We start from the raw sequence: 26,446 nt of genomic DNA on the forward strand, positions 1-26,446 counted from the left end.
CATAGTGTAAAAAAGGTTAAAATTTTGAAACTATTTTTTGTCGAATGTAACGGTTTAGAGCCAGGTTTGACAGGCCAGTTTCAGGGTGAAGGAGAGCAAGATGGACGATCTGAATCAAGAGCAAGCTGTTCAAAAGGACCAAACCCAGTCATTGTTAAAGAATTTGATGAAATCGAGAAGAATCATACTCTCAGCAGGTACTCTCCTGCTGGCCGGCGGCATTTTCCTTGCCGGTCATCAATACGTCGAAGCCAACAAAGTCCCTTACTACCATGTCTACTATAAAGGCGAGGAAATCGGCGCCGTCAAAACAGCTTCCATGCTGGATAAAGCCTTTAAAGCGAGGCAATCCGAGCTGGAACAGCAATATCCGGAGGCCAACATTGTCCTGCAGACGGACGGCGTAATCACGGAGCTGCAGAAGGAATACAAAGCGGATGTGGACAGCGAAGCTACCCTGGACAAGCTGGAAAAGCTGCTGCCTTACCACGCTGAAGGCGTAGGAATCAAAATCGACGGCCAGACCGTCGCGGTCGTTAAAGATGAGGAAGCCGCCGCAGAGGTCCTTAATCAAGTGAAGAACCGTTACGTTCCGGCCTCCGTGCCGCTTCAAACCGGTTCGGTCGAACTGAAGAAGCTTTCGGCCAGCGGCACGACTGCTCCGGCGCCTTTGGGCAAAACAAAATCGACGGCCGCAGCTTCGGCTTCCTCTGCCGTTTCCGCCAAAGCTGCTTCCGGTTCCGCGGCCCCGCAGGTCGAATCGGTTAAATTTGTCGAGAACATCGCAGCGGAGCCGTATTCCGGCAGCGCCGACAAGATTGAATCGGTGGAAGAGGCCGCCAAACGGCTTCTGCAGGACAAAGAGCAGTCGGTCACTTATACGGTGAAAGAAGGAGATACCATCTCCGCGATCGCCAAACGGATGGGCACGACGCAGAAGGAAATTTTTGCGCTGAATCCGGGCCTTTCCGAGCTGAAGATGCAGATCGGCGAGCAGCTGAATATTAAAAAAGCCGACCACACGGTGACCGTGCAGTCGGTCGAACGGGCTTATGAATCGGTCGTAACCGAGCCGCCTGTCGTGACCCGCACCAATTCGGCGCTGGCCGAAGGCAAAACCGTCATCGCTTCTCCGGGGGCGCACGGCAGTAAAATCATGAACTACCAGGTCGTTAAAGAAAACGGCAAGGTGGTCAGCAAAGCCTTTATCGGACAGACGGTAACCAAACCAACCGCTCCTAAAATCATTGTCAAAGGCACGAAAAAAATCGTTACGGCTTCGGCCAAAGCGAAGAAAACCTCCGCTTCTTCGGCTTCCTATATGTTCGCTTGGCCGGTTTCTTCGCCGACGATCACCAGTCCTTTCGGAACCCGTTGGGGAGAGATGCATAAAGGCATCGACATGGTATCCTCCAATTATACGATCCGGGCAGCGGCGGACGGCGAGGTAACCTTTACCGGCGTTAAAACCGGTTACGGCAACTGTATCGTGATCAAACATGCTAGCGGTTATGAAACGTTGTACGGACACCTCAGCAAAATCAGCGTGAGCACCGGCGAGCGCGTCAGCCAAGGCGACAAAATCGGCGTCATGGGCAGTACGGGCCATTCCACTGGCACGCATTTGCATTTTGAAATTCATAAAAACGGGGAGCTGCAAAACCCTACGAAATATTTGGACTAATTCCTATGGATAAAACCATCCGCCGCCGGCGGGTGGTTTTTCTGCGTCCGGATCAGGGATTTTTAAAGCATTTTAGGAGGAGTCCGTCCAGGTATGCTAAAATAGAGCCAGGAAATGAAAGCTGGTTAGGCGGGGTGAATCAATCCATATGCAGGGAAAAATCCTGGTAGTTGACGATGAACAGCCGATTGCGGATATTTTGAAATTTAATTTGGAAAAAGAGGGCTACGAGGTCATTTTGGCCTTCGACGGCATCGAAGCCGTGGAGCTGGCCTTCTCGGAACGCCCTGACCTGATTCTGCTCGACCTGATGCTGCCCGGCAAGGATGGGATGGACGTTTGCCGCGAGGTGCGCGCCCGCCTGGAAACGCCGATCATCATGCTGACCGCCAAAGACGGCGAGATCGACAAAGTGCTCGGGCTGGAGCTGGGGGCCGACGATTACGTCACCAAGCCGTTCAGCGCCCGGGAGCTGCTGGCCCGCGTGAAAGCACAGATGCGCCGCCAGGCCAAAAACCAGGTAACGGGCGAAGAAACACCCGCGGCCCCGCAGGGCATTCATCTGTACGATTTGTTTATCGATACGGATATGTACACGGTATATAAGAACGGCGAGCCGCTGGATTTGACGCACCGCGAATACGAGCTGCTTTATTATATGGCCCGCAACGCCGGAAAAGTGATGACGCGCGAGCATCTGCTGCAGGCGGTGTGGGGGTTTGAATATTTCGGCGACGTCCGGACCGTGGACGTCACGATCCGCCGTTTGCGGGAGAAAATCGAAAGCGATCCGGGCAAACCGGAGGTCATCCTGACCCGCCGCGGGCTCGGATACCTGATTCGCAGCACCAAGAACGGCGGTTTCTAGCATGAAGCTGCCTTCCTTCGTTCGCACGATTCAGGCGCGCCTGATCATGATTTACGTGCTGCTGATCCTGATTGCGATGCAGCTCATCGGCGTTTATTTCGTCAGCGCGATGAAGAATTCGCTGATCAGCAATTTTACGAAAGACCTCGAATCCCGGGCCGAGCTGCTTTCCGTGCTTGTGGCGCAGAACCTGGGCGGAACCACCGCCGGAACCGGCGCGGCCGAGGAATCGCTGGACAACCTGCGGGTGCTGGCCAACAACCTGTTTAACATCAACGGCGCGGAGATTCAGGTGCTGGACGCGAGCGGCAAGGTGCTGACGACGTCCAAGCCTTCCCATGCCGATTACGTCGGGCGCAAGAACACCCAAACCGTGGTCAGCCGGGCCCTGCAGGGCATCAGCGACAATGAGGAATATATTATCGACGATGACGATATCCGGAAGAAGGTCGTCGCCAAGCCGGTTCTGAGCGGCGGCAAGATCGTCGGCGCAATTTATATCGCGGCTTCGCTGAGCGATTTGTACAGCACGATGGAGCGGATTAACAGCATTTTTATATCCGGCTTATTGATTGCCCTCGTGCTGACGGCCATTCTCGGCGTCATTCTGGCGCATACGATCACGTCGCCGATCAAGGAGCTGACCAAGCGGGCCACCGCCGTCGCGGAAGGGAATTTCGCGCAGGTCATGCCCGTGCTCGGCAGCGACGAGATCGGCCAGCTCAGCCATGCGTTCAACTACATGACAAGCCGGCTGCGCGATGCGCTGGCCCAGAATGAGGAAGAGAAGGAGAAGCTGGCCTCCATTCTGACGAATATGAGCGACGGCGTAATCGCGACCGATGAAGCCGGAAAAATCATCCTGATGAACCGCCGCGCAGCCGCCATGCTCCAATTGGAGCATGACGAAAACGGCCGGGACATCGCGGATGTGCTGCAGCTGCCTACGGCGCAGCAGGAGGATCTGCTGCAGGGCGCGCTGCCGCCGGCCCTGCTTGAAACGGGCGGCACCGCGGACGAGCCGTCGCTGGTCCGCGTGACGTTTACGCCGATCCACCGCCGGGAGATCGGCGTGATCGGCACGATCGCCGTGCTCCAGGACGTCACGGAGCAGGAGAAGCTGGACGCGGCGCGGCGCGAGTTCGTGGCGAACGTGTCGCATGAGCTGCGCACGCCGCTTACGACGATCAAAAGCTACACGGAGGCGCTGGAAGACGGCGCTCTGGAGCACCCGGAGCTCGGCCCGCGTTTCGTGCACGTGATCCAGAACGAGACGGAGCGCATGATCCGGCTCGTCACGGACCTGCTGCACCTGTCGCGGCTCGATTCGAAGGAAGCGTCGCTGCGCAAGCAGCAGACCGAATTAAGGGAAATGCTGGAGGACGTGGAGGACCGTTTTGCCTTCCAGATGAAGCAGAAGAGCATCACGTCCCAGATTCAGGTGGAGGGCGAGATCGCGCCAGTCTGGATGGACCGCGACCAGATCGACCAGGTGCTCGACAATCTGGTCTCCAATGCGTTGAAATATACGCCGGAGGGCGGAAGGATTACACTCGGCGCCGCCGAGATTTCCGACGACATGGTGGAGATTTCGGTGGAGGACAACGGAATCGGCATTCCGAAAAAGGATTTAAGCCGTATTTTCGAACGTTTCTACCGGGTGGATAAGGCCCGTTCGCGCAACATGGGCGGCACCGGGCTCGGTCTGTCGATTGCCCGGGAAATTGTTATGGCCCATGGAGGCAAGATCGAGCTGTACTCGGAGCTGACTAAAGGCACGAAGGTATCCTTTACGCTGCCGATCCGGCCGGAAGGGGGCGAGGAGGCATGAAGGAGACGATGAAATCGGCCGCGCTGGCTTTTCTGATCGCGGCCAGTCTGATTCAGAGTTATTTTTTGATCTACAGGCTTCCCGGCACCAACCCGGTCGTCAAGACGGAGAACGACTACGTCGCCACGGAAAATATGGGCGATGAAATCGAGGCGTCCCAGGTCATTTTTCCGGAGCAGATGGTCGTGCATATGGGCGGCAATAAACATACGGTGTTTTACCCGGATTCAACGTTTTATAACTTGATCTTCTCCCGGCTGCAGGGCCGCCAGTTCGACGGCTTTCAGCGGGACGTGGTCCAAAGCCGCGACTGGGCGAAGATCCGCAGCGAGGACGAAGGCATTGAGCTGGAGTTCGGGACGGGCGTTCCGGTGCCGCTGCTGCAGAAAGTCATGCAGATTGCTCCGGATCCGCTGTTCGAAAGTGAAAGCATCAACCGGATTTTCCTGTACAGCTCGCCAAGCGAGGACAAGGTGCACGTCTTTTTCTTCAGCGTGCAGGGCGACGTGGTGTATGAAGCGGCCAAAGCCGATTTGACGGTACAAGACTTGAAGCAGCATGTGGATTTCGGGCGGCATTGGATGCCGTATACGCTGGTGGACGATACCTACTACGTGCCTGACGAGCTGCTGGATATGGTGCAGAGCACGGTTGAAACCGGGCAGTACACGCTGGAGCAGATGCAGCGCAGCTTATTTTTTGACCCGAGCATTACCCGGAACATCCGCGAAAAGGACGGCTCGGAGATTTACACCGATTCCAAGCGGAGCCTGCAGGTCAGGCAGAACCAGAACTGGATCAACTATACCGATCCGGCGGTTCCGGCAGCCGGGGAGAACAGCCCGGACAAAAATGCGCTCTCCGCGGTCGATTTCGTTAACCAGCACGGCGGGTGGAGCGGGCGCTACCGGATGCAGCTGGGCGAGGAGACGGACGGCAAGCAGACGGTCCGCTTCCAGCAGTATTACGGAAGCTTCCCGATCATCGACGTGCCGGATTTCCATTACGGCATCATGAGGCTGGACATGCGCGAAGGCACCACAACGGTCTACGAACGGTCGCTGATTTATATGAAGACCGATAACCAGAAGAAAAAAATGGTCCAGCTGTCCTACGGCGACGGGCTGAAGGCCAAAATCGCGGCTGCGGCCAAAGGCAGCCGGGTAGCGGCGCTTTATCCGGGCTACCGGCCGTCCCTCGGGGACGCAGGCATGGCGCTGACGCCGGTATGGGTGCTGGAGCTGGAGGATGGAACGGTGCAGGTGCTGCAGTAGGTCAATAGGCGGACTGACGCCGCAAAAGCGAAGGAGGTTAACGGATTGGATTGGAGCCGGGCGAAAAATGTGCTGATCTACGCGTTTTTGCTGCTGAACCTGGTGTTGGGCTACCAGCTTTGGACCGACTTGCGCGAGCAGGCGGACGAAAGTCCGGATCTGACCTCCCTAGCCGGCAATGTCCAGAGGGCGATGGATTCCAAAAACATCAAGGTAGCTGCCGCGATTCCGACGGAAACGCCGGAGCTGCCGAAGATCAGCTACCGCCTTGTCGGTTCGGAGGGCGGCAAGCAGAAGATGCTGGACAAGCCGGTATACAGCAAGCTGATCTTCTCTCCGGAGGAGCTGATCGCGGGACTGGAGTCCAGCATTCCCGACATCGACATTTACCGCTATGATCCGGTAGAGGACGGCGAAGGCAAGTTTGTGATGCACCCGCTGGTGGAAGGCAAATATCCGCTGTTCCGCATCAATCTGGAGCTGATCTACAGCGATCAGCGCATTGTTGCCTATTCGGAGCAGCAGATCGAAATCAGCTCGATCGGGGAGGAGCAGCGGCAGCGGGTCCTGTCGGCCTCGAAGGCGCTCGGCAACCTGGTGGAAAACTATTTGCCGAATGACTCGGTTGTCAAATCGATACAGCTCGGGTATTATGGGGAATTGTTCAACTCCGATGCGCAGGTAGCTGCGCCGGTATGGCGGTTTGCGCTGGAAAGCGGAGAGGTTTTTTACGTGCAGGGCATCAGCGGGGATGTCATCAGCGCCAGCAGTGACAAAACAAAGGAGTAATGGGGAAAATGGGTATACGTTTTACGGTATTGTCCAGCGGATCGACCGGAAACGCAACGGTGATCGCTTATGAAGATATAAAATTGATGATCGACGCGGGTTTCAGCGCCCGCCGGATAGACGAGCTTTTGGCGGAACGGGAAGTGGCCGGCGGGGAATTAAACGGCATTCTGGTGACGCATGAGCATTCCGACCATATCAAAGGGCTTGGCGCAGTAGCGCGCAAATATAACCTTCCGGTCTATGCCAACGAATTGACCTGGGCAGCCATGGAGAAACACATCGGCGCCATTCCGGAAGAAAACCGGCGGATTTTCGGCACGGGGGAAACGCACGATTTCGGCTCGCTGCGGGTGGAATCTTTTCCGGTGTCGCATGACGCGGCGGAGCCTGTGGGCTACTGCTTCTACGACGGCAAAGAGAAGCTCAGCGTCGTGACCGACCTGGGGTATGCCAGCGACCGGGTGATGCAGGCCATCTCCGGTTCGGACGTGCTGGTGCTGGAAGCGAATCATGACGTGGAAATGCTGCGGATGGGCCGATATCCGTGGAACATCAAACGCCGCATTCTCGGCGATATGGGGCACTTGTCCAACGAAGCGGCGGGCGAGGTGATGAGCCTGCTGATGAACGGCCGCGTGAAGCGGACGTATCTGGCGCACTTGAGCCGCGAGCACAACATGCTCGATCTGGCGAAAATGTCCGTCCGGGAAGCGATGGAGGACCGCGGCTGTTTTTTCAAAGACAGCGAGTTCAAACTCTGTGAAACGTATTATGACCGCCCTACGCCATGGGATAAGGTGGGGGATTTATAAACCCGTCGAGCCGGAGGGCCCGTTCCTCGATTTCTTCGCGGGTAAGGATGCCTTTTTCGATAAGCAGCTCCATCATCACGCTGAGCATCAGCAGATTGTGGTAGTGCCCGTCCTTGAGATCGGCAAGCTTGGCGAGCATATTGATTTCATTCATCGGGGAGAATGAGGATTCCATCTTTGTTCGCTCCTTTAAGTAAGGTTAATTTCAGCTGCAGGAACCTATTAATCGAAGAAGTAGAGAGACTGGCCGGTGATCCGCAGGGTGCGGGGACCGGTCTTTTTTTATAGTCGTGCGGCAGAGCCCCCGGGGCGGGATTATTTTTTCGGAATACGGTGGGAATCGGCTGGAAAAAGGGTAATAAAAATATACATAAGACCGATTGATCTGAGTCTGTTGAAGGAGAACCGGCCATTTTGAAAAAAGAGGAACAGGATTCCCGATTTTTGGTTCATTTTACCTATATGAATCGGCTTCTAAGGCGGGCGGATTGTGATAAAATGAATCTATCAACTACGACTAGTATAGTCGTTAGACGGATGAAATATTCCTGAATTTGGGCTGCTCCTGACGGGAAGGAATTTTTTTGAAGGAAAAACTGGAAAACCAGCAACATCCCCGTTCGTCTTTCCGTTATATAAATTAAGGGATATGTCAGGGATCGGCAGTTTTTGGATGATGTGTTTCAACAGGTCCTGGATCATCGGGTTTCACGCCTGCTTCGCCCTCCTTGAAAATCTATGGGCACGCAGTAAAAAGCCTGAGAATATCGGTCTTCTCTCCGCATATGATGGTGATGGATTCCGATGTCCGGACCTTATAACCTCCTGTTTTGAAAATGAAATGAAACCCGGGTGGAATGAGGCCCGCGCCTGATAAGAACCGCCTTCCGGAGCCTGGGCTGGGCTGACCGGAAGTGGACAGATAAACAAGCCGGAAGAAAGCATGGAGGGGAGCAGTTATTTATGGGATTGTTTGATGATGATTTTTACTCCACGAAGGTTTCCAGAAAAGCCCGCATGGTCAAAGGCACCGACGGGAAATGGAGCACACCCCGAAAAACGCGCAGAGGATTGACGACCACGCAGATCGCCGTGATTTGTTCGGTAGTCAGCTCGGTGTTTGCCGTTATTTTGTTCAGTTATCTTACAGGACTCCCCTCCTCGACAGAGCGCGCCGGCGCGCTTTCAGCCAGCTCAAGCGGCGGCACGGATTATGATGAGAAGATTATCCAGGCTTCAGCCAAGGTCCGCCCTGCGGTAGTCAGCATCGTGAACCACCAATCCGGCGGCGGCACGGATGAAGACTTGGCCTCCGAGCCTTCGGCTTTGGGTTCCGGCGTTATTATTAAGAAGGACGGCGGCAAAGCCTACGTCGTAACCAATAATCACGTGATCGAAGATACGCAGGATTTGGTTGTTGTGACCGCGGACGGCCTCTCGAAGAAAGCCAAAATCGTCGGCCAGGATCAGGTTACCGATATTGCGCTGCTGGAAATTGACGATAAAGGCATCACGGCAGTTGCCGAAATAGGCGACTCCACCAAACTGCGCCTAGGCGAAACGGTCATTGCGGTGGGCAATCCGCTGGGTCTTAGCGGCACGCAAACGTCGGGCATCATCAGTTACACGAACCGCATCGTGCCGGTATCCATCAACCAGGATGGGGTTTACGATTGGGAGCAGGAGGTCATCCAGACCGACGCGGCGATCAATGAAGGCAACAGCGGCGGCGCGCTCGCCGATCTGAACGGCAAAGTCATCGGCATCAACACGATGAAAATCGCCGATACCGGCGTGGAAGGGCTCGGTTTTGCGATTCCTTCGGACCAGGTAATGAAGACCGTAAACGAGCTGATGGAATACGGAAAAATCTCCCGTCCTTACCTCGGTGTCTATTCGCTGGATCTCGACAATCCTTATGCGCCATTGACGGACGAACAGCGCAAGGATTTGAACCTTCCGAGCGACGTGAAGCAAGGCGTGCTTGTGCTGGAAGCTCACGGCCCGGCGGCTACTGCCGGATTGCAGCTGAACGACGTCATAGTCAAGCTCGATAAAACGGAGATTTCCTCCACGCTGGACCTCCGCAAATACTTGTACGATGACAAGAAGATCGGCGACAATATGGACGTCACCTTTTACCGGGACGGAAAGCTGCAAACCACAACCTTGAAGCTGATCGAGAAACCGGCTGATGCGGAGCAAAATCCGGACGGCACGGATGAATCCGGTCAGGACGGCTCGGGTTCGGATGGCTCCGGCTCGGGTCAGGATCATTCCGGTCAAGGGGATTCGGGTCAGGATTCATCCGGGAAATAACGTTTGCGAGAGGTGCTTCCGAGCGCTCGCAGAGTGAAGGCTTGGAAGGTGCGAAGCCGGGGTGCAGAAAATTGCGCCCGGCTTTAGTTTTTTTGGGAAAGATGGAGAATAGTAAGAATGGTTAGCGCATAAAGGCGTTCTGTCCCGGTAAATGAAGATTTAAGGCTGCTGAGCTGAATGCCAATAGGGCTTAAAGTGTGCTAGGCTATAGGAAGAAGCGGTAACGTCCGGTCCTCAGGGCCGGGCGCAAGAGAGAGGATGCTTGACGGTATGTACGTAGTATGCAAAGAACACTTGGAACTGGCGATCGATATGTTTGTGGATGAGTATGAGGATGCTCCGGATATTGTAGATTTGAAGGAGACGGAATTTGCCGACTGGGACCCTCCGGCCAAATGCGCGGAATGCGACAAAGCCGGCGAGTTTTTGGTGGTTTAAGGCTGAGGAAGACGGATCGGGGAAAGGGCGCAGGCAGGTTGAGCGCTCTTTTTTTGTTTGGCCGGTTAGGGGCGGTCCACTATAGAGCGGAATAGAAACAGCCCCGTCACGGATCGGCGTGCGGGACTGGGATATTTTTATAGCTAAATGGAGTTCGATTTGAGTCGGGATTTAACCGCGTGGTTTGAAAATGCCGAACGGACGGCCAACCGGCAGGAAAATCCGGCCGAAATGCGTATTCAGCACCGCAGCGCCGCAGCCGTACAGGGACAGCAGGCCGATGCCCATTTCCGCGTATGCCGCCAGGGTATGGAACGCTTCAGGTGCGCCAAAGGCGTCGAAGGTCAGGCCTATAAACAGCAGGTCGATAAGGACGAAGATAAAGAACAACACTTTGTGTGTTTCCATCGCGCCGATCGTCATGAACAGCGTAAAGATCAGGTAGCCGGCAAAAGCGAAGCCCAGCTGCTTCCCGTCTACGTCAGCCGCAAGCGCAGGGCCGAAGACGCCCATTTTTACCATCCAGCTGCTGGCTGTGGCAAACCAGAAGAAAGCGTACGCGCCAAAGGCCGTCATGCCGAAGGTGTTGTTGTGTTTGGCATCCTGGATGCAGGCGAACAGCTGGGCAAACGCCCCCAGAAAAATCGCCCACGGAATGATAAGGCTTAGCCCGTCCGTGAGGCCGAGCTTTTGCGACGAAGCCACCAGAGTAACGATTGCCAGCCCAAATAGGCCGATCGCGCTGGGATCCGCGGTTATTACTTTTACTTGTTGCTGCGCAGTGCTAGAAGTTTGCATGGTGATCTCTATTTCCTCCAATAATGTTCAAATGCGCTGATTCTGCCGATGCCAGAATGCATACTGGCCTATTGTACCTGACGCGTCCGGTTTGGGATAGACGGGAAATTACATTTTTCGAGGGAATTTTTAAAGAATGTTATAATGGCGGAAGAATTGTCCGTAGAAGGGAAATGGCGGGGGAAATAGCGAATAGGGAGCAATAGGGAATAATAAGGAATAATAGGGGATTATAAGGAGTTATAGAAGGTCCGCTTGACTAGCGTCCCCCTTAACCGTTTACATAGATGGAGGTTTTATTATGTTTATTCAAATCATCGGCGTCGGCAAATTGAAGGAAAAATATCTCGTCCAAGGCATAGCCGAATACGCTAAACGCCTTGGCCCGTACGTGAAGTTCCAGATCATCGAGGTCCCCGATGAAAAAGCGCCCGACACCCTCAGCGAAGCTGAGGTCGGCATTGTCAAAGACCGCGAGGGCGAACGCATCCTCGCGCACGTGAAGGGCGATGCACATGTCATCGCCCTCACGCTGGACGGCAAGCTCTGGAGCTCGGAAGAGCTTGCCGCAGAGCTCGACAGGCTCGGCACCTACGGGTCGAGCCATGTCGTGTTCATCATCGGCGGCAGCCACGGGCTCGCCGATGCCGTGCTGCGCCGGGCACAGCAGAAGCTGTGCTTCGGGCGCATGACGCTGCCGCATCAGCTGATGCGGCTGGTGCTGACGGAGCAGATTTATCGGGCGGTGAAGATAAATCGGGGGGAACCGTATCACAAGTAGGGCGAAATTTTGCCCGGTCCAGGTCTATTGAATAATCTTACTCATGATTTCATGAATACTTTTTGAATCTCCAGATTGGGCCACAAAGAATGGGATATTTAGATGATTACTAATTTCACGAGCATATTCAATCTCTGCAGTTTGAAAGCTTTCAAGGAGGTTAGAATCGAACTGGTAGCCGTCTCTTTGAGAAAATCTCTCTTGGATGGAGCCTATTAAATCAGTCAGTACAATGATAATGGTAGGTGATATTCTCCTAAATGTCTCAAAAGGGATGCGTGTAATCTCGCTGGACTGATTTAGTAGGCAAAAGTGTCCGTCAAGCAAGAACCAGCCACTAATCGTAAGTCGATTTAACGAGTTCGATAGAAGATCTTGGTTTTGTGCTATATCTGGAATCAATTTGTTACGCGAATAGACTTCTTCTTTTTCATTAGATATTAACTTACTCGACGAAAAGTGGGGGATTTCTTGTTGCTTAGCGAGATCTTTGCATAAGGAGGTTTTACCGACTCCATGAATACCACCAATAAAAATCATTTTCCTCACAAGTGTAATCCTCCATTCGGCTTTCTAAGAATCATACCAAAATCAATACTACCAAGGATTCAAAAATATGGTAACATGGAAGGGGATTCAGACTCAATAAGGATGTGATAATTTTGGAAGGATACATTCAGAATAAGCTTTTCTCTGAAATCGATCTTGCCGCCCCTTTTTTCGATAGTCTTAAAGGAGACTATCCGGGTTTCGAAAATTGGTTTGCAAGGAAGGCTCAAGAAAGAGCATATGTTCTATACAACCCTCAAAGAGAGTTAGAAGCTTTTCTCTACTTAAAAGTAGAGAATGGTCCAGTCCAAGATGTCACACCAGCAATTGTAGCCAATTCCGTACTGAAAATAGGTACAATGAAAGTAAACCCTCATGGCACTAGACTGGGGGAACGGTTTGTAAAGAGGGCCCTAGATGTTGCAATTAATGCAGGAGTTGAAGGTATTTATGTTACTGTGTTTGCCAAACATGAGGGGTTAGTCGATCTGTTTTTGAAATATGGTTTTATCCAGCGATCTACTAAGGAATCTGCAAATGGTACAGAGCTTGTCTTGTGGAAATCCCTCGTTGAAGTAACAGGCGATACATTGTTGGACTACCCGCGAATAAGCCAGAGGGGGAAAAGGAAGCATATACTTTCTATTCACCCGCCTTTTCATACCCGTCTATTTCCTGATTCAATTTTGCGTAATGAGAAGTTCGACGTACTCGAGGATGTTTCGCATACAAACAGTATTCATAAAGTGTTCATTTCCCAAGCAGCATCGGTATCCGGGCTTAGGCAGGGCGATTTAATTGTTATTTATAGGACAAATGATGGGCAGGGGCCCGCGAGATATAGGTCTGTAGCTACTTCGATTTGTGTCGTGGAAGAGGTTCTGTCTAAACAAAGCTTTAAAGATGAGGAAGAATTTATTAACTATTGCGATAAATATAGTGTATATACAAAAGAAGAGTTGCAAGAGAAATATAGAGCAAATAATCGATGCTACGTTATAAAAATGGTGTATAATGTTGCTCTTAGGAAGAGACTGACTCGAGGGCATCTAATTGATCAAATTGGGATTGAAAGCGATCGTTGGACGTTCTTTAGATTGACAGACAATCAGTTTGATTCCATTCTACAGGCAGGTGACGCACATGAAAGTCTTATTATCGATTAAACCCGAATTTGTTGAGAAAATATTTACGGGAGAGAAGAAGTTCGAGTACCGTAGGACGATTTTTAAAAAAGATGTTGAATCAATCGTCGTATACTCGACCAAACCTGAGGGGAAGATTGTAGGGGAGTTATTCATAGAATACATCTTAAACGATTCTCCGGAGTCCATTTGGTCATCTACGCAAAAAGATTCTGGTATTACTCTTAGTTTCTTTCAGGAATACTTTGGGGACCGAACGGAAGGTTATGCGATAAAGATCTCAAAGGTACTGCAATATGAGAATCCTTACGATCCGACAATGCAGGATAGCAACTTTCGAGCACCTCAATCTTTTTGTTATATTGATTAAAATGTCCAGGTCTCGACCTTCAATGTCGAGACCTTTTATATTATTATTGATAATTGCCAGGTTAACGAAAAGGGCTTCACCAAAGGAAAAGCCCCTAGCAGGGTGTCGAACCGGGCCACGACAGTTAAGGAGGGGCTGTTGCTTTTCCTATAGTTTTAGTTCGCTCTATAGATGATACGCTGAACCTTACCATAAGTAGGGGCAACGAAAACCGTACCAAGTTTACCTTTTCATCCACTTTGCTAACTGCATTCCGGTCTCAAAGCCGAATGCAGTTTTTTATTTTTCATACCGATAAAACTGATACACCCCCCCATAGGTCTTGGCCTAAGCATTGAATTTGGCAGTAAACAGTGTTAATCTGAGGTGCGGTAGACTCCGTATTTATGTTCTGCAGTACCTCTAATAAACTCCATTTCAGCTACCAAGAAAGGTAACACGATGATCAAAGTTGAACACTTATCCTTCTCGTTCCCGCAAAAAGAACTGTATACCGACATTTCGTTCACACTCGAAGAAGGGCAGCACTGTGCCTTTATTGGAACAAGCGGCAGCGGGAAAAGCACCCTGATCGAGATCCTGATGGATCCGGAAAAGCATTTGTTCGACGGCAAGCTGGAGATCGATCGGAACTGCCGAATCGGATACGTCAGTCAGTTCTCGCAGGTGGACCCGGCGAAAGATATGACCGTTTTTGAATATATTAGTGAAGAATTTACCAAGATCCAAGAGAAGCTCAACGCGATTTATGCCGAAATGGCAACGACATCGGATATGGATTCGCTGATGGAGATATATCAACTCACTCTTGACGCGTTGGAATCGCTGGGCGGGGACGATTTCGAGAGCCTTATTCATAAGAAGCTGAATCTGGCCAATCTAGCGAAGTTAAAAGACGTTAGCGTAACCTCCTTAAGTGGCGGGGAGTTCAAACTCATTCAAGTCATGAAAGAAATGCTGACGAATCCGGACTTGATGATCATGGATGAACCCGATGTATTTTTGGACTTTGAAAACCTGAATTCGCTCAAAAAATTGATCAACTCCCACAAAGGCATGCTGCTGGTCGTTACGCACAACCGCTATCTTCTAAACCATTGCTTCAACAAAATCATTCACCTGGAAAATAAGGAAATTCAAGAGTTTGACGGAAGCTATATCGAATATCATTTCTCGCTGCTTCAGACCAAAATCGAGCTGCAGGAGATCGCCGTCGCTGAAGCAGAAGAGATCGAGCGATACGATCACATCATCGACAATCTTAGAGAGATCGCGACGAATGTGGCGGACGCGTCCAGAGGCCGAGCGCTCAAAGCCCGGGTCAAGTACCAGGAAAGATTGGAAGCGCGCCGGATCAAAGCTCCATTTGTCGATATTAAGCAGCCGGACATTGGCTTTGGCATGGGGCCGGATTTGGAAGATGCGGTTGTCATAAAAGTCGAAGATTACAGTGCGGCGTTCGACGAGCTGCTGTTGGAAAACGTGAACTTCGAGATCAAATCCACGGATAAAGTCGCGATCATCGGTCCGAACGGCACCGGGAAAACGACTTTGCTGCGGGACATCTTCCGAAACCATCAGGAGTCGATCGAAGTCCATACGGATGCGAAAGTGGCTTACTTATCTCAGGTTCAAGGCGAAACGCTGCAAGATTCGAATACGATCCTGTATGAATTCATCGATGCCGGATTCAAGACTTATGACGAGGTCAGAGCGTATCTGGCGAACTACGGCTTCGAAGGAGAAATCCTTGAGCAGAAGATCGAATCGTTGTCCGGCGGAGAAAAAAACATGCTCCAATTGGCTAAAGTCGCGGCCAGTCAAGCCAACCTGCTGCTGCTTGACGAACCGACGAGCCATTTGGACCTCTATTCGCAGATCGCGCTGGAGAAAGCCATCATCGACTATAAAGGCGCGATCGTTATGGTTTCGCACGATTTCTATTCCGTCGTTAATGGGATGGATTATGTGCTGATCGTTGATCATAAGACCATTCGAAAAATGAGTATGCGAAAGTTCAGACAGATGATCTACGCCAGTCATTTTGATAAAGACTACTTGGAAATTGAACAAAAGAAAAAGTCGGTCGAAATGCAAATCGAATCGGCTTTGAAGGATACGGATTTCGAACTTGCAAAAGGATTGGTCGACGAACTGGAAGGATTGATCAAGCAGCTGTCTGCGCTCTAGCATCTGCCACAGGCTGAGGCGATTTCGGGAAGAACAGCCGAATCTCTGGAGATAGGAGCTCCGCTTCAAGCGAAGCTCCTATCTTTCTTCTTAATCTACATGCGCCACAGCCCGCACCCAGGGTGTGTTGTCGACAAGGTAACCCTGCGAAATCCCGTGATCCCAGAGATTATGGTTGTACGTTCGAAGGGTCGTCATTGCTTTAACCCCTTTACTTTAAAGTAAGGCTAGTATAGACTGGGCGAAAATAAAGGGATAGTACGCACAAAGAAGTGGGCTACTATCCGAGTAGAAAGGAGCATAATCTTATGGAAGTAACTGCCCAGGAAGTAGCTGAATGGATGGTCCAGGAAATCAGGTCTACGGGAACACTATACCAGACCACTGCGATTGAATATGTGAAGACCAAATTCGGCGAACAATTCGTATTCGTGAATGAGAATGGAAATACATCGCTGTCTAAAGAGGTGAAGAAGGCTTTCCGCAAACTCCACGGCGGCAAAATTGCTTGGGACCGCGACGGATTCTTTTGGGCTTGGACCTAACGCAATAGGGTAGTAGTAAGCGGGAAGTGACCGTAAAAGTTGTAAATTTAGTATTCTAAAGTAAGAGCATTCCTTTGTAATTAGGAATGCTTTTTATTTTTTTATAGAGTTAAAAGAATTTTTTAATAACAACAATAATATGTTAAAAAACAATACTAATTTATTGTAAAACGATATGTTTTGTGCTAAGGTCGTATTGTCATTAAATAAATGAGGTGTTTAAAATTAATCTTAAACAAGGTTCTAGCACTTTCTTAAAGGTAATCATTTTTCTGATTGGAATTGCAGTGCTTGCCGTGTGTATAGTTTTGTTGCCTGAAGCAGCCAGAAGAGATGCGATAGAGCGTCCAGGTGATTATTCGCTATATCCACTTTTGGTATGTGCATATGGAATATGTATTACATTTTCTGTGGCGTTGTATCAAGTATTTAAACTTTTAACCTACATCGAAAAGAGAAATGCACTCTCTGAGTTATCTCTTCAATCTTTGAAGGTAATAAAAAAATGCACTTTTATTGTCATTTTTTTCATCTTGCTGGCAATAGTTTATCTAAGGGTACGTGCACATTTCACAGGTGATGATGCAGCAGGTCCAATATCTTTGGGTCTAATGGGCATCTTGGCAACAAGCATCATTGCAGCCATTGTGGACATACTTCAAAAACCTATAAAGAATGTCTTGGGTTCACCTCCAAAAAACAATTAACATGTTGAAATATACAAGAGGTGTTTTTTACTGATAGGGATATCTTATGGTCAAAAGATACTTTGTGCTTTAATTCATTACGATGAACCGTATCACAAGTGACGACTAAATTCCGCGCATGAGAAATCCGGCAGATTACCGCCGGCCCCCCCCCCCGATGATATAGGATTCGATCAGATTATTGCCATCGTTAGTAGTTACTAAAAATCCGCTCAGTTTTATCCAGAGTAAGTTGGCGTTGCTCAAGCGTGCGATTTGCCATGCCGGAGTAGTTATACCACTTTAACTTATGAATCCCCATCTTCCGGAAGGTGCCGCGGAAGGCCATCTTGGTAACGGGGTTTCCGAAGAACCAGCGGTAAACGAAGGTCGGCGGCTGCCAAGGATTCCGGACACGGATCACTGGCAGCCTGCCGTATTGCTTTAATTAACCTCTGCTATCTCAGCCGCGGCCGGCCCGTTCCGCAGTTCAGGGCAGGCGCCGCAGCAAAATCAGCCGGCTGTCATAGTCGCCCGACAGCGACAGCGGCAAGCCGATGTTCACCAGAGTGGAACCGTGCCAGACGGACGCATCAGTATCAGAGGCGTCAGAGGTGCCGGCGGTATCGGCTGCGGTTTCCGGCGAGAATGTCACCCTGTAGCGGGCGTCAGGCTCCAGTCCCTGCAGCGGCAAACGTTTCTCCGCGTAGCCGAAATACTGAGCCTGCTGGAAGGCAAACACGGCAATCTCCTCCCCGCCCCGGCCGACGTATTCCCATGCCGCTAAGTCGCCGCTGCGGAAGGATGCCGGCCGGTAGAGGTCTCCATCGGCGATCAAATGCCGGATCCGCTTGTATTGCTCCACGTACCGCGCCGCCTCGGCCAGCTCCTCCTCCGGCCAGTTGCCGATGTTGGCCCCGACGCCCAGTCCGCCCAGCATGGCGCTGTGAAAGCGGAACGACAGCGGCAGGCGCCGCCCGTTCATCCCATGCGGCGATTCCGTCACCCAGCACATCATCACGGACGGGCTGTAGACGTAAGAGAAACCCTCCTGAATCGTCAGCCGGTCACGGGCGTCGGTATTGTCGCTGATCCAGGCCTGATCGGCATACCGCAAGATGCCGAGGTCGATCCGCGCGCCTCCGCCCGCGCAAGTCTCAAACTCCACCTGCGGGAATCTGCGCCGCAGCTCCGCCCAAATCTCGTACAGATGCTGGACATGCTTAATCCATATGGAGTTTGTCTCGCTATCCTCCAAAGACGTTGTTCCCGGTTCCGTAATCGTCCGGTTCATATCCCATTTAATGAAGGAAATTTCGTATTGGCTTAGCAGCTCTGTCATGAAGCCAAGCACAAACGCCTTGACTTCGGGAAGCCCCAAATTGAGCATCAGCTGGTTGCGAAGCAAAGTTCCCTCGCGTCCGGGGAATTGATAAACCCACTCGGGATGCTGCCGGTAAAGGTCGCTGTCCGGATTGACCGACTCGGGCTCCACCCACAGGCCGAAATCCATACCCAGCTGTTTAACCTCGTCGATCAATTCCTCCAGCCCGTTCGGAAATTTCTGCGGATTGACCTGCCAGTCCCCGAGCCCCGCCTTGTCGCTGCTGCGCCCGCCGAACCAGCCGTCATCCACCACAAACCGTTCTGCTCCAAGCTGCGCGGCCCGTTTGGCCAGCTTGATCTGCTCCTCTACATTCACGGCGAATTCCGTGGCTTCCCAGGAGTTGTACAGCACCTTTCTGACCCGGGTGCCGGGCAGGATCACATCGCTTTGATACCGGTGCAGGTTCCGGCTCATCTCTCCAAAGCCTCCGGCGGTAAATCCGCCGGTAAACACCGGCGCCGTAAAGCTTTCACCGGGCTGCAGAACAAAAGCACCGTCAAAATCGTTGATCCCGCCGACGACGCGGAGATGCCCGAAGATCGATTTTTCCAGAACGAGCTTCCAGTTGCCGCTCCAGCCAAGCGCACCGAACCAAACCTTGCCGCCCGTTTCCGACGCCGTTCCGTCGTCGACCGCAAACCAGGGATTGGCGTGCGGCCCCGTGAAGCCCTGTCTGGACTCCAACACTTTTTTGCCTTCCGAAAGCGGCTGCGTTCTGAGCTGGTATTCCCCGGCCCAGCGGCCGGCCACATGCGTCAGCCGCGCCGACGGCATCGCCGGAACCGACCACGCCGCCGACATGATCTGATCGATGCGCACAGGCTGCTCTTCATCGTTGTAGACCGTCACTTCCCTTTCGATCAGGTCATGGTCCCCGCTCACCCGGTAGCCGATCTCGGCTCGCAGCCGGTAATCGGCGTCTGCAAGCCGCACGATCAGGCGGTCGTCCGCCAAAATATCGTGCCCTGCATACCGCAGCCTCAAATCGCGAACCCCGCCTGCAAACTTCACCTTCAGGCAGGGCTCGGCGTAATGACTGCCGCCCCAGCCGCCGTACTCCTCCTTGTCGCGGTTCACCTCGGCGTCAAAGGAAGAGTGCAGCCACGGCTTCAACAGGGAGGCGCACTCCCTGGCCGCAACCGGCTCCCCCCAATACAGATGCTGCACCGTACCCCCGCTGCCGATGCCAAACACATAAGAAGTGCGGCGCGTGCGGATTTCAAAGATTTGTTCCTCGGCAAAATAAGTAATGGCCACCTGAAAATCCCTCCGTTTTTTTGTCAGTCAGAGTCAACCGGTCAGCCTTTGACGGCGCCGGCCGCAATGCCCTTGACGATAAATTTTTGCATGATCAGAAAAAAGACGATAACCGGGATCATCCCCATCACGGCGTAGGCAAACGCCAGGTTGAGATCGCTGCTGTATTGACCGAAGAAGAAGTACTGCTGCAGCGGAATTGTGCGATAATGGTTATCCTGCAAATAAAGCAGTGGCAGCAGAAAATCGTTCCAGATATACAAAGCGTTCAGCACGATTACGGTCGCCGTCACCGGCTTTAGCAGCGGGATGATGATTCGGATAAAAATGCCTGGCGTAGTGCAGCCGTCGATCTTCGCCGCCTCCTCGATCTCCCGGGAAATCTGGCGGATAAAAGCGGTGTAGAACAACACCCCGGTCTGGATGCCGAAGCCGCCGTAGATCAAGATGAGCCCCCAATGCGTATCCAGCATGTGGAGCGTTTTGCCCAGCTTGTACAAAGGCAGCATCGTCACTTGAAACGGAATCATCATACCGGACAGGAACAGCATGAACAGAATATTGTAAAAAGGCTTGTTCCGCCGGGCAATCGCGTAGCCAGCCAGCGCGGAGACCAATACGATCAAAGCGACGGACAACACGGTGATGATCAAGCTGTTCATGATGGCCAGCGGAAATTTGGAGGTTTCCCAGGCATGGACATAGTTGGCGAAATTCAGGCTGGACGGCAGCGCGTAAAAGCTGTCAAACGTCTGCTTCGCGGTTTTCAGCGACATCAGCAGGGCCACGTAGAGCGGAAACAGGAATACCAGCGCCAGCAGCGAAAAAACGACTAACACGGCAGCTTTGTTTGATTTCATCACATTTCCACTTCCCGTCTTCTTGAAATGGACATCTGCACGATGGTCACGATAACGAGGATCAGGAAAAACATCATCGAAAGCGCCATCCCGTACCCGCCTTTAAACGAGGAGAACGAGGTCCGGTAAATATAGGTGGACATCACATCGGTAGCAAAGCCGGGACCGCCGCCGGTGGTGACGAACACCAGGTCGAACACCTTCAGCGAGCCAGTAAGCACCAGCAGCAGATTGATTGTCACCGACGGGGCCAACAGCGGCAGGGTCACGTGCAGGAAGGTCTTCCAGGCGCCGGCGCCGTCGATCCGGGCGCTTTCGCTCAATTCGCCAGGAATGCCTTGCAAGCCGGCAATGTAAATGATCATCGGCGAGCCTACACCCTGCCACAAGGCGATCAGGATCAGCCCAAACAATGCGGTGTCCGGATTGCCCAGCGGACTGGACGCGTCGATGCCGAAATGGCTCAGCAGATTTGGAATGCCCGTGCTGTAGTTGTAGCTCCAGACAAATCCGGCGAGCACGATGGAAATGACGCTGGGTAGGAAAAAGATCGTCCGGAACAGATTGCGCAGCGGCAAAAAAGAATCCAGCACCAGCGCCAGCAAAAGCGACAGCACGTTGACCAGCACGGTTAAAATAAGGGCATATTTGAACGTGTGCCATAAGGCGCCCCAGAAATCGGGGTCATGGAAAGCAGCCACGTAATTGTCAAATCCAACATTGCCAAACGAATTGGACACGCCGTCCCAATTGGTGAAGGAATAGCGGGCGCCCATCATCAGCGGAATGATGACTGCCATCACAAACAGGCAGATGCCCGGCAGCATAAACAGGAGATACCACATTTCGTTTCGTGCGGTTCGTATCAACTTTTCCATAGGCTTATCCTCTCCCCATGAAAAAAGCACAGGCTCTTGCCCGTGCCTTTCTCCGGTCATCTCTATTTTTATTTGTGGTTTTTGCTTACCCAAGCGTCCATATCGGCGATCATTTTATCCTCAGTTGTCTTCTTGAAGAAGAGGTTCTGGAGGTTTTGGTCGAATTGAGCCCGCCAGTCGATTGTGGTTTTGGCCAAAAAGAGCTGGGAGTCATAGGTTTGAGCATTATCGAAATAAGGCTGCAAATCTTTGAGCGCCGGAGCAATATCGGTCGATGTGCCCTTCACATAGCTGAGCGACTTGATATTTTGAACCCAGGCGTCTCCACCTTCCTTACTGGACATGAACTCCAGGAATTTAAGGGCGGCTTCTTTATGTTTGGAGTTGCTGCCGATCGCCAGGGAAGCGTCCGCGTTGAAATCAAGCTTGTTCAGGCTTTCGTCGTTGCTGAACGGATAAGGGAAGTACCCAAGATCGTTGTTGTACAGATCGGGATTTTTCTTTTCGATATCCGGCAGCGGCCAGGTGCCCATGTACATCATGCCGACGTCGCCTTTGGCAAACAGGTCGACGGCTCCGTTGTAATCGACGCCAAGCTGGTCCTTGTTGCCGAGCTCAAACAGCTTCAAAGCGTGATCCAACGTCGTTTTCACAGCCGGATTGTCGGCGAATTTTGCTTGGCCGGTTTCGATTTTATCGAAGAAGTCCGGCTGGCCGGCCACCAGAGCGGTGTTGCTCGGCAAGTCGCGGGTATCCCACATCGTCAGCGTCCAGCCGTCTTTCCAGCCCAAAGCGAACGGCGTTTTGCCGGCGGCTTTGATCTTCTCCGCTGCGGCGATCATGGCGTCCCAGGTTCTTGGCACTTCGATGCCAAGATCGCGGAAGATTTTTTTGTTATAGAAGACGGCAATCGGATTGGCGTTAAGCGGCATAATGTAGTTCTTGCCGTCCGTTGCCTGCCCTTTTACCACATTTTCGTCAAAGTTGTTCAGGAACGGCTGACCGGTCAGGTCCATCAAATAACCGCCGTCCGCAAACAGTTGAGTGTTAAATCCGGCGTTCAGCGTAAACACGTCGATAATGTCGCCGCCCGCCAGCTTCGTTTTCAGCAGCGTGTAGTAATCGTCATATTTAACGGGCTGAACCTCAACCTTGATGTTCGGATTTTCCTTCTCGAACTGCTCAACGATTTGGTTAATTTGATCGGTGAAATCGCTTTTAAAATGCATGAATTTAATCGTTACGGGTTTGCCGCTCGTGTCTTCCGAAGCGCTTGCGTTGCCCGAGGCGTTCGTGTTGCCCGAGCCGTTGGCGGAGCCTGCCGAGTTACCTGACGACGATCCGTTATTGCTTCCGCATGCGGCAAGCAGGAAGCTGAACAAGGCGATGCAAAGTCCCAGCGACATCAACTTCTTCATTATTTTTGTTTCCCCCTTCGATCTTGTTCTTAAGCAGAAGGCCAGGTACCATCAGCCCGCCGCTTCTGTTTCTATCGTACCGGTCAATCCCGGGCAGGGTAATAAAATAAATTGGCGGGTTCATGTTCAATTTTTTGTGTTTGCCCGAGATCCCAAATGCGCTTCCCGGTACTCCGAGGGGGTGAAGCCGGTATTTTTCTTGAACACCTGGCTGAAATAACGCTGATTCTCGTACCCCACCAGCTCGGAAATGTCGCTGATTCTCCGGTCGGAGGAAACGAGCAGCTCGCAGGCCTTTTCGATCCGTTTTCTCGTCACATATTCAATAAAATTCTCGTTGGTGGCCATTTTAAACAGCTTGCTCAAATAGCTCGGGTCCATATGAAACCGGGTCGCAACGTCGATCAGGCTGACGTCCTCAAAATAATGAACCTCCAAATAGCGGACGACGCCATCGATCACATCGGCCGACTCCGGCTCCCGGCGGGTTTCCCCGTAAGCCTGAATCGCCGAAATCCATGGTTTGAGCAGCGCATAAACCGCCCCTTCGTCCAGCACCGCGGCGATAGCCTGCGGATCAAATACGGGCGGACAAGCGGCAGCCGCCCTTTTCAGTTCCGACAGCGCAGCCTCCATAATTTTGGACAGCTCCGCCTGAATCCGGGCAATGGTAACGGCCGGGCCAGCTCCCACCCTGTTCATGTAGTCCTCCAGCAAACGGCGGCTTTCCTTCGCATTGCCGCCGGCAAAAGCCTGCCGGATAGCCTGCAGATCGAACGAATTTAAAGCCCCTGCTCCAGCGCCGGCGTTTCTATCCGTCCCTTCATGTGCGCCAGGAGCCTCGTCCGCCAATGCGATCGTCAGCCCCGCTCCCTTCAGCGCCTGAGCCGTAATCGCCTGGTTGGCTTCGCGGTAAGCCTCCGGCAGTCCGGCCAAGTCACGGGCCGCGCCGCTGATGCCCGCCAGCACATCCAGCTTCAGCATCCGCTGCATCGCCTGCTGAAAATCGGCCAACCACTTGTCCAGCTGCCTGTTCTCCCGCAGTTCTTCCGGTACGATCAGACAGATGCGCTGCCGGTCATCCGATTTGTAGACCAGCGCCGCCTCGTCCTGCAGAAGCTCATGCAGAATATTTTCAATGCTGAACATCAGCAGGTCGGCATTGCCGTGAAATTTCGTACGGGCCGCCTCCCCAAACCGGCGGAACCTCATGACGACAAGGCGGTAGTCCGGCATTTCGCCGATTTGCAGCTCTTTGGCCTGGAAAGCGATATCGCTTTTGTTGACAATCCGCTGTCCGGTTACATTTTGCAAAAAAACGCTCCGCTTCAGCTGGCCAATCTCCCGGCTCTCCTTCCGCTGCTGTTGAAGGGTCATGTATTTGCGGCTCTGCTCCATCGCCTTGATCAAGGAGGTTCGAAGCTCCGGCAGAGCCACCGGCTTCAGCAGGTAGTCGCAAGCCTGATACTTGATAGCGGCCTGTAAATATTCGAATTGAGAGTATCCACTGATGACAATGGTAAAAATGTGGCCGTACCGCTCATGAAGCGCTTCCATAAAATGCTGTCCGTTCATGACCGGCATGTTCATGTCGGTCACGACAATATGCGGTTTGCCCAGCTCGATCAGTTCCAGCGCCTCTTCGCCATGCCGGGCTTCAGCGATAACCTCCACATCCAGGGACAACTCGCCGATCATTTTGCAAATCGCCTTGCGGCCCAAAGCTTCGTCATCTACAACCATCACTTTATACATGGCTTTCCCCCCGCTGTTTGTTTGGAATAAGGACAGTCACCGTCGTTCCCTCTCCGGGACGGCTGTCCACCTTCAAGCCGTAAGGCGGACCGTAATATAAGGTCAGCCGCTCATGCACGTTTTTCAAGCCAACCGACCGGCCCGAAAAAATGCCCGCCGACGGGCTTTGCAAAGCAAGCTGCAGCTCGGCCAGCTTCTCCGCTTCCATGCCCGGGCCATTGTCCCGGATCGTGATCCGGATATCGTCTTCGTCCCTGGCCGCCTCCACGCCGATGATGACCGGATGATCGCCGTCTTTGCCCAGGGCGTGCACGATCACATTTTCCAGAATCGGCTGCAGCACAAACCGGATGATCGCACTGTCCATCAGCTCCGGCTCAACCTGAAATTCCGTCTGCAGCAAATCCTCAAATCGGAACTGCTGGATGTACAAATAGTTGTTCAAATGCGCCATTTCCTGGCCGATTGTGGATTCCATATTCCCCTCATAAAAGCTGTAGCGGAACATGTCTCCCAGAGCCCGGCACATTTCATGGATTTCATAATCGCCGGTCAGCACGGCCTTGCCGCCTATCGTCTGCAGCGTATTGTACAGAAAATGCGGGTTGATCTGCATTTGCAGGGCCAGAAACTGCGCCTCTTTGTTCCGAAGCTGCAGCTCGTATTCCTGCTCGATCAGCTCCCGGATCGTCCCAGTCATGAAATTGAAATTGGCGGTCAGCTCCGAGAGGTCGTCCTTCCAGCCGTTCGGCTTGAGCGTGACATGGAAATTACCGCTGCGGACAGCGCGCATCGCTTTGCCGAGATAGCGAATCGGTTTGGTAATGAACTGCTGGGACAACAGGGAGAAGAAGGATATGACCAAAATGACCAGCAGCAGCACGATCACCGTGATGCGCAGCGTGGTTTGCCGGTTCTTGGCCAATTCCGTACTCGGATAAACGATGCTGAGACCGATGTTGGAATGGTCCAACAGGGATCTGCTGACCAGCAGGTTTTGACCGTCCGTAAAATGCAGCTCATGTTCATTGCTGTCGTCCAGCACGGAAGGAGGGACGAAGGGCGCGATCCATTCTTTGTAATCATCGTTCGTCCGGTAAAATACCTCGCTTTGATCGTTTTGCAGAACGATTGCGTTGGGCGGGCGGTTGTATTTTTCCATAGCCTTGGCGAAATCCTTGCCCTGTATATAAAACACAAGCGTGCCGAATTTTTTCTTGTAAAAAGGATCGTATATCGTCAGCGCGTACACAAAAAGATCCTGCCGCAAAGCGGGATCCTTGTATGTAAACATCAGGGAATGCTGAAACGGCAAATCCAGAATCTCCTCATAATGCGGAACCTGTCCGTCCAGCTTGATCGCATCGTAGCTGTCGGCCCGTGTCCAGCTGTCCCGCAGCGTATTGTCCTTGCCGAGCACCATGATCTTGATGATGTCCGCGTTCTGGCTGACCACCAGCCGATAGTAGCTGGCCAGCGATTCCCTGACGTCGATGATATTGGCGTCGTTGTAATTGGTGCCGTTCTCCATCAGATCGATCACCCGCTTAAAACCATAGACCTGCAGGGCCGACGTGGAAAAGCTGCGGAAATACTGATCCAGATAATCCGATAAATAACCGGCGTTCTGATCGGAGCTGCGGACCATCGTCCGTTCCAGGGAACGGGTGCTGGACTGATAGAACAAGAAAGACAAAATAAGCAGGGGAACCAGCGAGATCAGCACCGTGCTCCATGTGATTTTGGTCCGGATACTCCTATTCATGAACAACCGTTTGATCATCTGGGGTTCCTCCTGCTAGGTTTGTG

General features: G+C 52.3%; 23 protein-coding genes. 14 read left to right on the top strand and 9 right to left on the bottom strand.

Annotated features, from left to right (window positions below):
• Window positions 1-100 precede the first annotated feature (100 nt).
• The 6 genes from AC3ZPD_RS06675 (at window position 101) to AC3ZPD_RS06700 (ending at window position 7,261) form a co-directional block, all read left to right on the top strand.
• Complete coding sequence (locus AC3ZPD_RS06675; protein WP_490983500.1) at window positions 101-1,684, top strand: peptidoglycan DD-metalloendopeptidase family protein; 1,584 nt, start codon at window positions 101-103, stop codon at window positions 1,682-1,684.
• 148 nt (window positions 1,685-1,832) lie between these two features.
• Window positions 1,833-2,552 (top strand): response regulator YycF, encoded by a 720-nt coding sequence (yycF, locus tag AC3ZPD_RS06680; RefSeq protein ID WP_490983501.1) that lies wholly within the window; start codon window positions 1,833-1,835, stop codon window positions 2,550-2,552.
• A 1-nt stretch (window position 2,553) separates the two neighbouring features.
• A complete protein-coding gene (gene walK, locus AC3ZPD_RS06685; protein ID WP_490983502.1) occupies window positions 2,554-4,383 on the top strand; it encodes a cell wall metabolism sensor histidine kinase WalK in 1,830 nt (609 codons plus the stop codon).
• Window positions 4,380-5,657, top strand: a complete 1,278-nt coding sequence (locus AC3ZPD_RS06690) for a YycH family regulatory protein (protein WP_490983503.1) — start codon at window positions 4,380-4,382, stop codon at window positions 5,655-5,657. Before walK ends, AC3ZPD_RS06690 begins: the two co-directional genes overlap by 4 nt.
• A 45-nt stretch (window positions 5,658-5,702) precedes the next feature.
• Entirely contained in the window at window positions 5,703-6,446 is a 744-nt protein-coding gene (yycI, locus tag AC3ZPD_RS06695) for a two-component system regulatory protein YycI (RefSeq protein ID WP_490983504.1), read from the top strand.
• 8 nt (window positions 6,447-6,454) lie between these two features.
• Window positions 6,455-7,261 (top strand): MBL fold metallo-hydrolase, encoded by an 807-nt coding sequence (locus AC3ZPD_RS06700; protein WP_490983505.1) that lies wholly within the window; start codon window positions 6,455-6,457, stop codon window positions 7,259-7,261.
• Here the strand turns inward: AC3ZPD_RS06700 and AC3ZPD_RS06705 are convergent.
• Window positions 7,230-7,436, bottom strand: coding sequence for a hypothetical protein (locus AC3ZPD_RS06705; protein ID WP_490983506.1), 207 nt, complete (start codon window positions 7,434-7,436; stop codon window positions 7,230-7,232). The genes AC3ZPD_RS06700 and AC3ZPD_RS06705 overlap by 32 nt on opposite strands.
• Before the next feature lie 788 nt (window positions 7,437-8,224).
• Between AC3ZPD_RS06705 and AC3ZPD_RS06710 the strand changes: the two genes are divergently transcribed.
• On the top strand, window positions 8,225-9,580 hold the full coding sequence (locus AC3ZPD_RS06710; protein WP_490983507.1) for a S1C family serine protease: 1,356 nt from the start codon (window positions 8,225-8,227) through the stop codon (window positions 9,578-9,580).
• A gap of 270 nt (window positions 9,581-9,850) precedes the next feature.
• Window positions 9,851-10,018, top strand: a complete 168-nt coding sequence (locus AC3ZPD_RS06715) for a CxxH/CxxC protein (protein ID WP_490983508.1) — start codon at window positions 9,851-9,853, stop codon at window positions 10,016-10,018.
• 171 nt (window positions 10,019-10,189) lie between these two features.
• On the opposite strand, the gene AC3ZPD_RS06720 is transcribed toward AC3ZPD_RS06715, so the two are convergent.
• Window positions 10,190-10,816 (bottom strand): acetate uptake transporter, encoded by a 627-nt coding sequence (locus AC3ZPD_RS06720; RefSeq protein ID WP_490983509.1) that lies wholly within the window; start codon window positions 10,814-10,816, stop codon window positions 10,190-10,192.
• A gap of 301 nt (window positions 10,817-11,117) precedes the next feature.
• On the opposite strand from AC3ZPD_RS06720, the gene rlmH reads away from it, so the two are divergent.
• Window positions 11,118-11,597, top strand: coding sequence for a 23S rRNA (pseudouridine(1915)-N(3))-methyltransferase RlmH (gene rlmH / locus AC3ZPD_RS06725; protein WP_490983510.1), 480 nt, complete (start codon window positions 11,118-11,120; stop codon window positions 11,595-11,597).
• Between the two features lie 24 nt (window positions 11,598-11,621).
• On the opposite strand, the gene AC3ZPD_RS06730 is transcribed toward rlmH, so the two are convergent.
• Window positions 11,622-12,137 carry an ATP-binding protein gene (locus AC3ZPD_RS06730; protein WP_490983877.1) on the bottom strand — a complete coding sequence of 172 codons (516 nt, stop codon included), beginning with the start codon at window positions 12,135-12,137 and terminating at the stop codon, window positions 11,622-11,624.
• Window positions 12,138-12,250: 113 nt separating this feature from the next.
• Between AC3ZPD_RS06730 and AC3ZPD_RS06735 the strand changes: the two genes are divergently transcribed.
• The 5 genes from AC3ZPD_RS06735 to AC3ZPD_RS06755 all read left to right on the top strand — a co-directional run bounded on the left by AC3ZPD_RS06735 (window position 12,251) and on the right by AC3ZPD_RS06755 (window position 17,103).
• Entirely contained in the window at window positions 12,251-13,312 is a 1,062-nt protein-coding gene (locus tag AC3ZPD_RS06735) for an N-acetyltransferase (protein ID WP_490983511.1), read from the top strand.
• Window positions 13,290-13,661: an ASCH domain-containing protein gene (locus AC3ZPD_RS06740; protein WP_490983512.1), complete on the top strand. Its 372-nt coding sequence runs from the start codon at window positions 13,290-13,292 to the stop codon at window positions 13,659-13,661. The genes AC3ZPD_RS06735 and AC3ZPD_RS06740 overlap by 23 nt, the downstream gene beginning before the upstream one ends.
• A 441-nt stretch (window positions 13,662-14,102) precedes the next feature.
• Window positions 14,103-15,851, top strand: coding sequence for an ABC-F family ATP-binding cassette domain-containing protein (locus AC3ZPD_RS06745; RefSeq protein WP_490983513.1), 1,749 nt, complete (start codon window positions 14,103-14,105; stop codon window positions 15,849-15,851).
• A 308-nt stretch (window positions 15,852-16,159) separates the two neighbouring features.
• Complete coding sequence (locus tag AC3ZPD_RS06750) at window positions 16,160-16,396, top strand: DUF6953 family protein (RefSeq protein ID WP_490983514.1); 237 nt, start codon at window positions 16,160-16,162, stop codon at window positions 16,394-16,396.
• A 224-nt stretch (window positions 16,397-16,620) separates the two neighbouring features.
• Window positions 16,621-17,103, top strand: a complete 483-nt coding sequence (locus AC3ZPD_RS06755) for a DUF2975 domain-containing protein (protein ID WP_490983878.1) — start codon at window positions 16,621-16,623, stop codon at window positions 17,101-17,103.
• A gap of 469 nt (window positions 17,104-17,572) precedes the next feature.
• On the opposite strand, the gene AC3ZPD_RS06760 is transcribed toward AC3ZPD_RS06755, so the two are convergent.
• The 6 genes from AC3ZPD_RS06760 to AC3ZPD_RS06785 form a co-directional block, all read right to left on the bottom strand.
• The gene (locus AC3ZPD_RS06760; RefSeq protein WP_490983515.1) at window positions 17,573-19,726 is read right to left on the bottom strand and encodes an alpha-galactosidase; all 2,154 of its coding nucleotides are present in this window, start codon (window positions 19,724-19,726) and stop codon (window positions 17,573-17,575) included.
• Window positions 19,727-19,767: 41 nt separating this feature from the next.
• Entirely contained in the window at window positions 19,768-20,586 is an 819-nt protein-coding gene (locus AC3ZPD_RS06765) for a carbohydrate ABC transporter permease (RefSeq protein ID WP_490983516.1), read from the bottom strand.
• Complete coding sequence (locus AC3ZPD_RS06770) at window positions 20,586-21,464, bottom strand: carbohydrate ABC transporter permease (protein ID WP_490983517.1); 879 nt, start codon at window positions 21,462-21,464, stop codon at window positions 20,586-20,588. Before AC3ZPD_RS06770 ends, AC3ZPD_RS06765 begins: the two co-directional genes overlap by 1 nt.
• A gap of 68 nt (window positions 21,465-21,532) precedes the next feature.
• A complete protein-coding gene (locus AC3ZPD_RS06775; protein ID WP_490983518.1) occupies window positions 21,533-22,882 on the bottom strand; it encodes an ABC transporter substrate-binding protein in 1,350 nt (449 codons plus the stop codon).
• 126 nt (window positions 22,883-23,008) lie between these two features.
• Window positions 23,009-24,637, bottom strand: a complete 1,629-nt coding sequence (locus AC3ZPD_RS06780) for a response regulator (RefSeq protein ID WP_490983519.1) — start codon at window positions 24,635-24,637, stop codon at window positions 23,009-23,011.
• Window positions 24,630-26,420, bottom strand: a complete 1,791-nt coding sequence (locus AC3ZPD_RS06785; protein WP_490983520.1) for a sensor histidine kinase — start codon at window positions 26,418-26,420, stop codon at window positions 24,630-24,632. Before AC3ZPD_RS06785 ends, AC3ZPD_RS06780 begins: the two co-directional genes overlap by 8 nt.
• Between the last annotated feature and the right edge of the window lie 26 nt (window positions 26,421-26,446).

Source organism: Paenibacillus mobilis, from assembly GCF_058267595.1.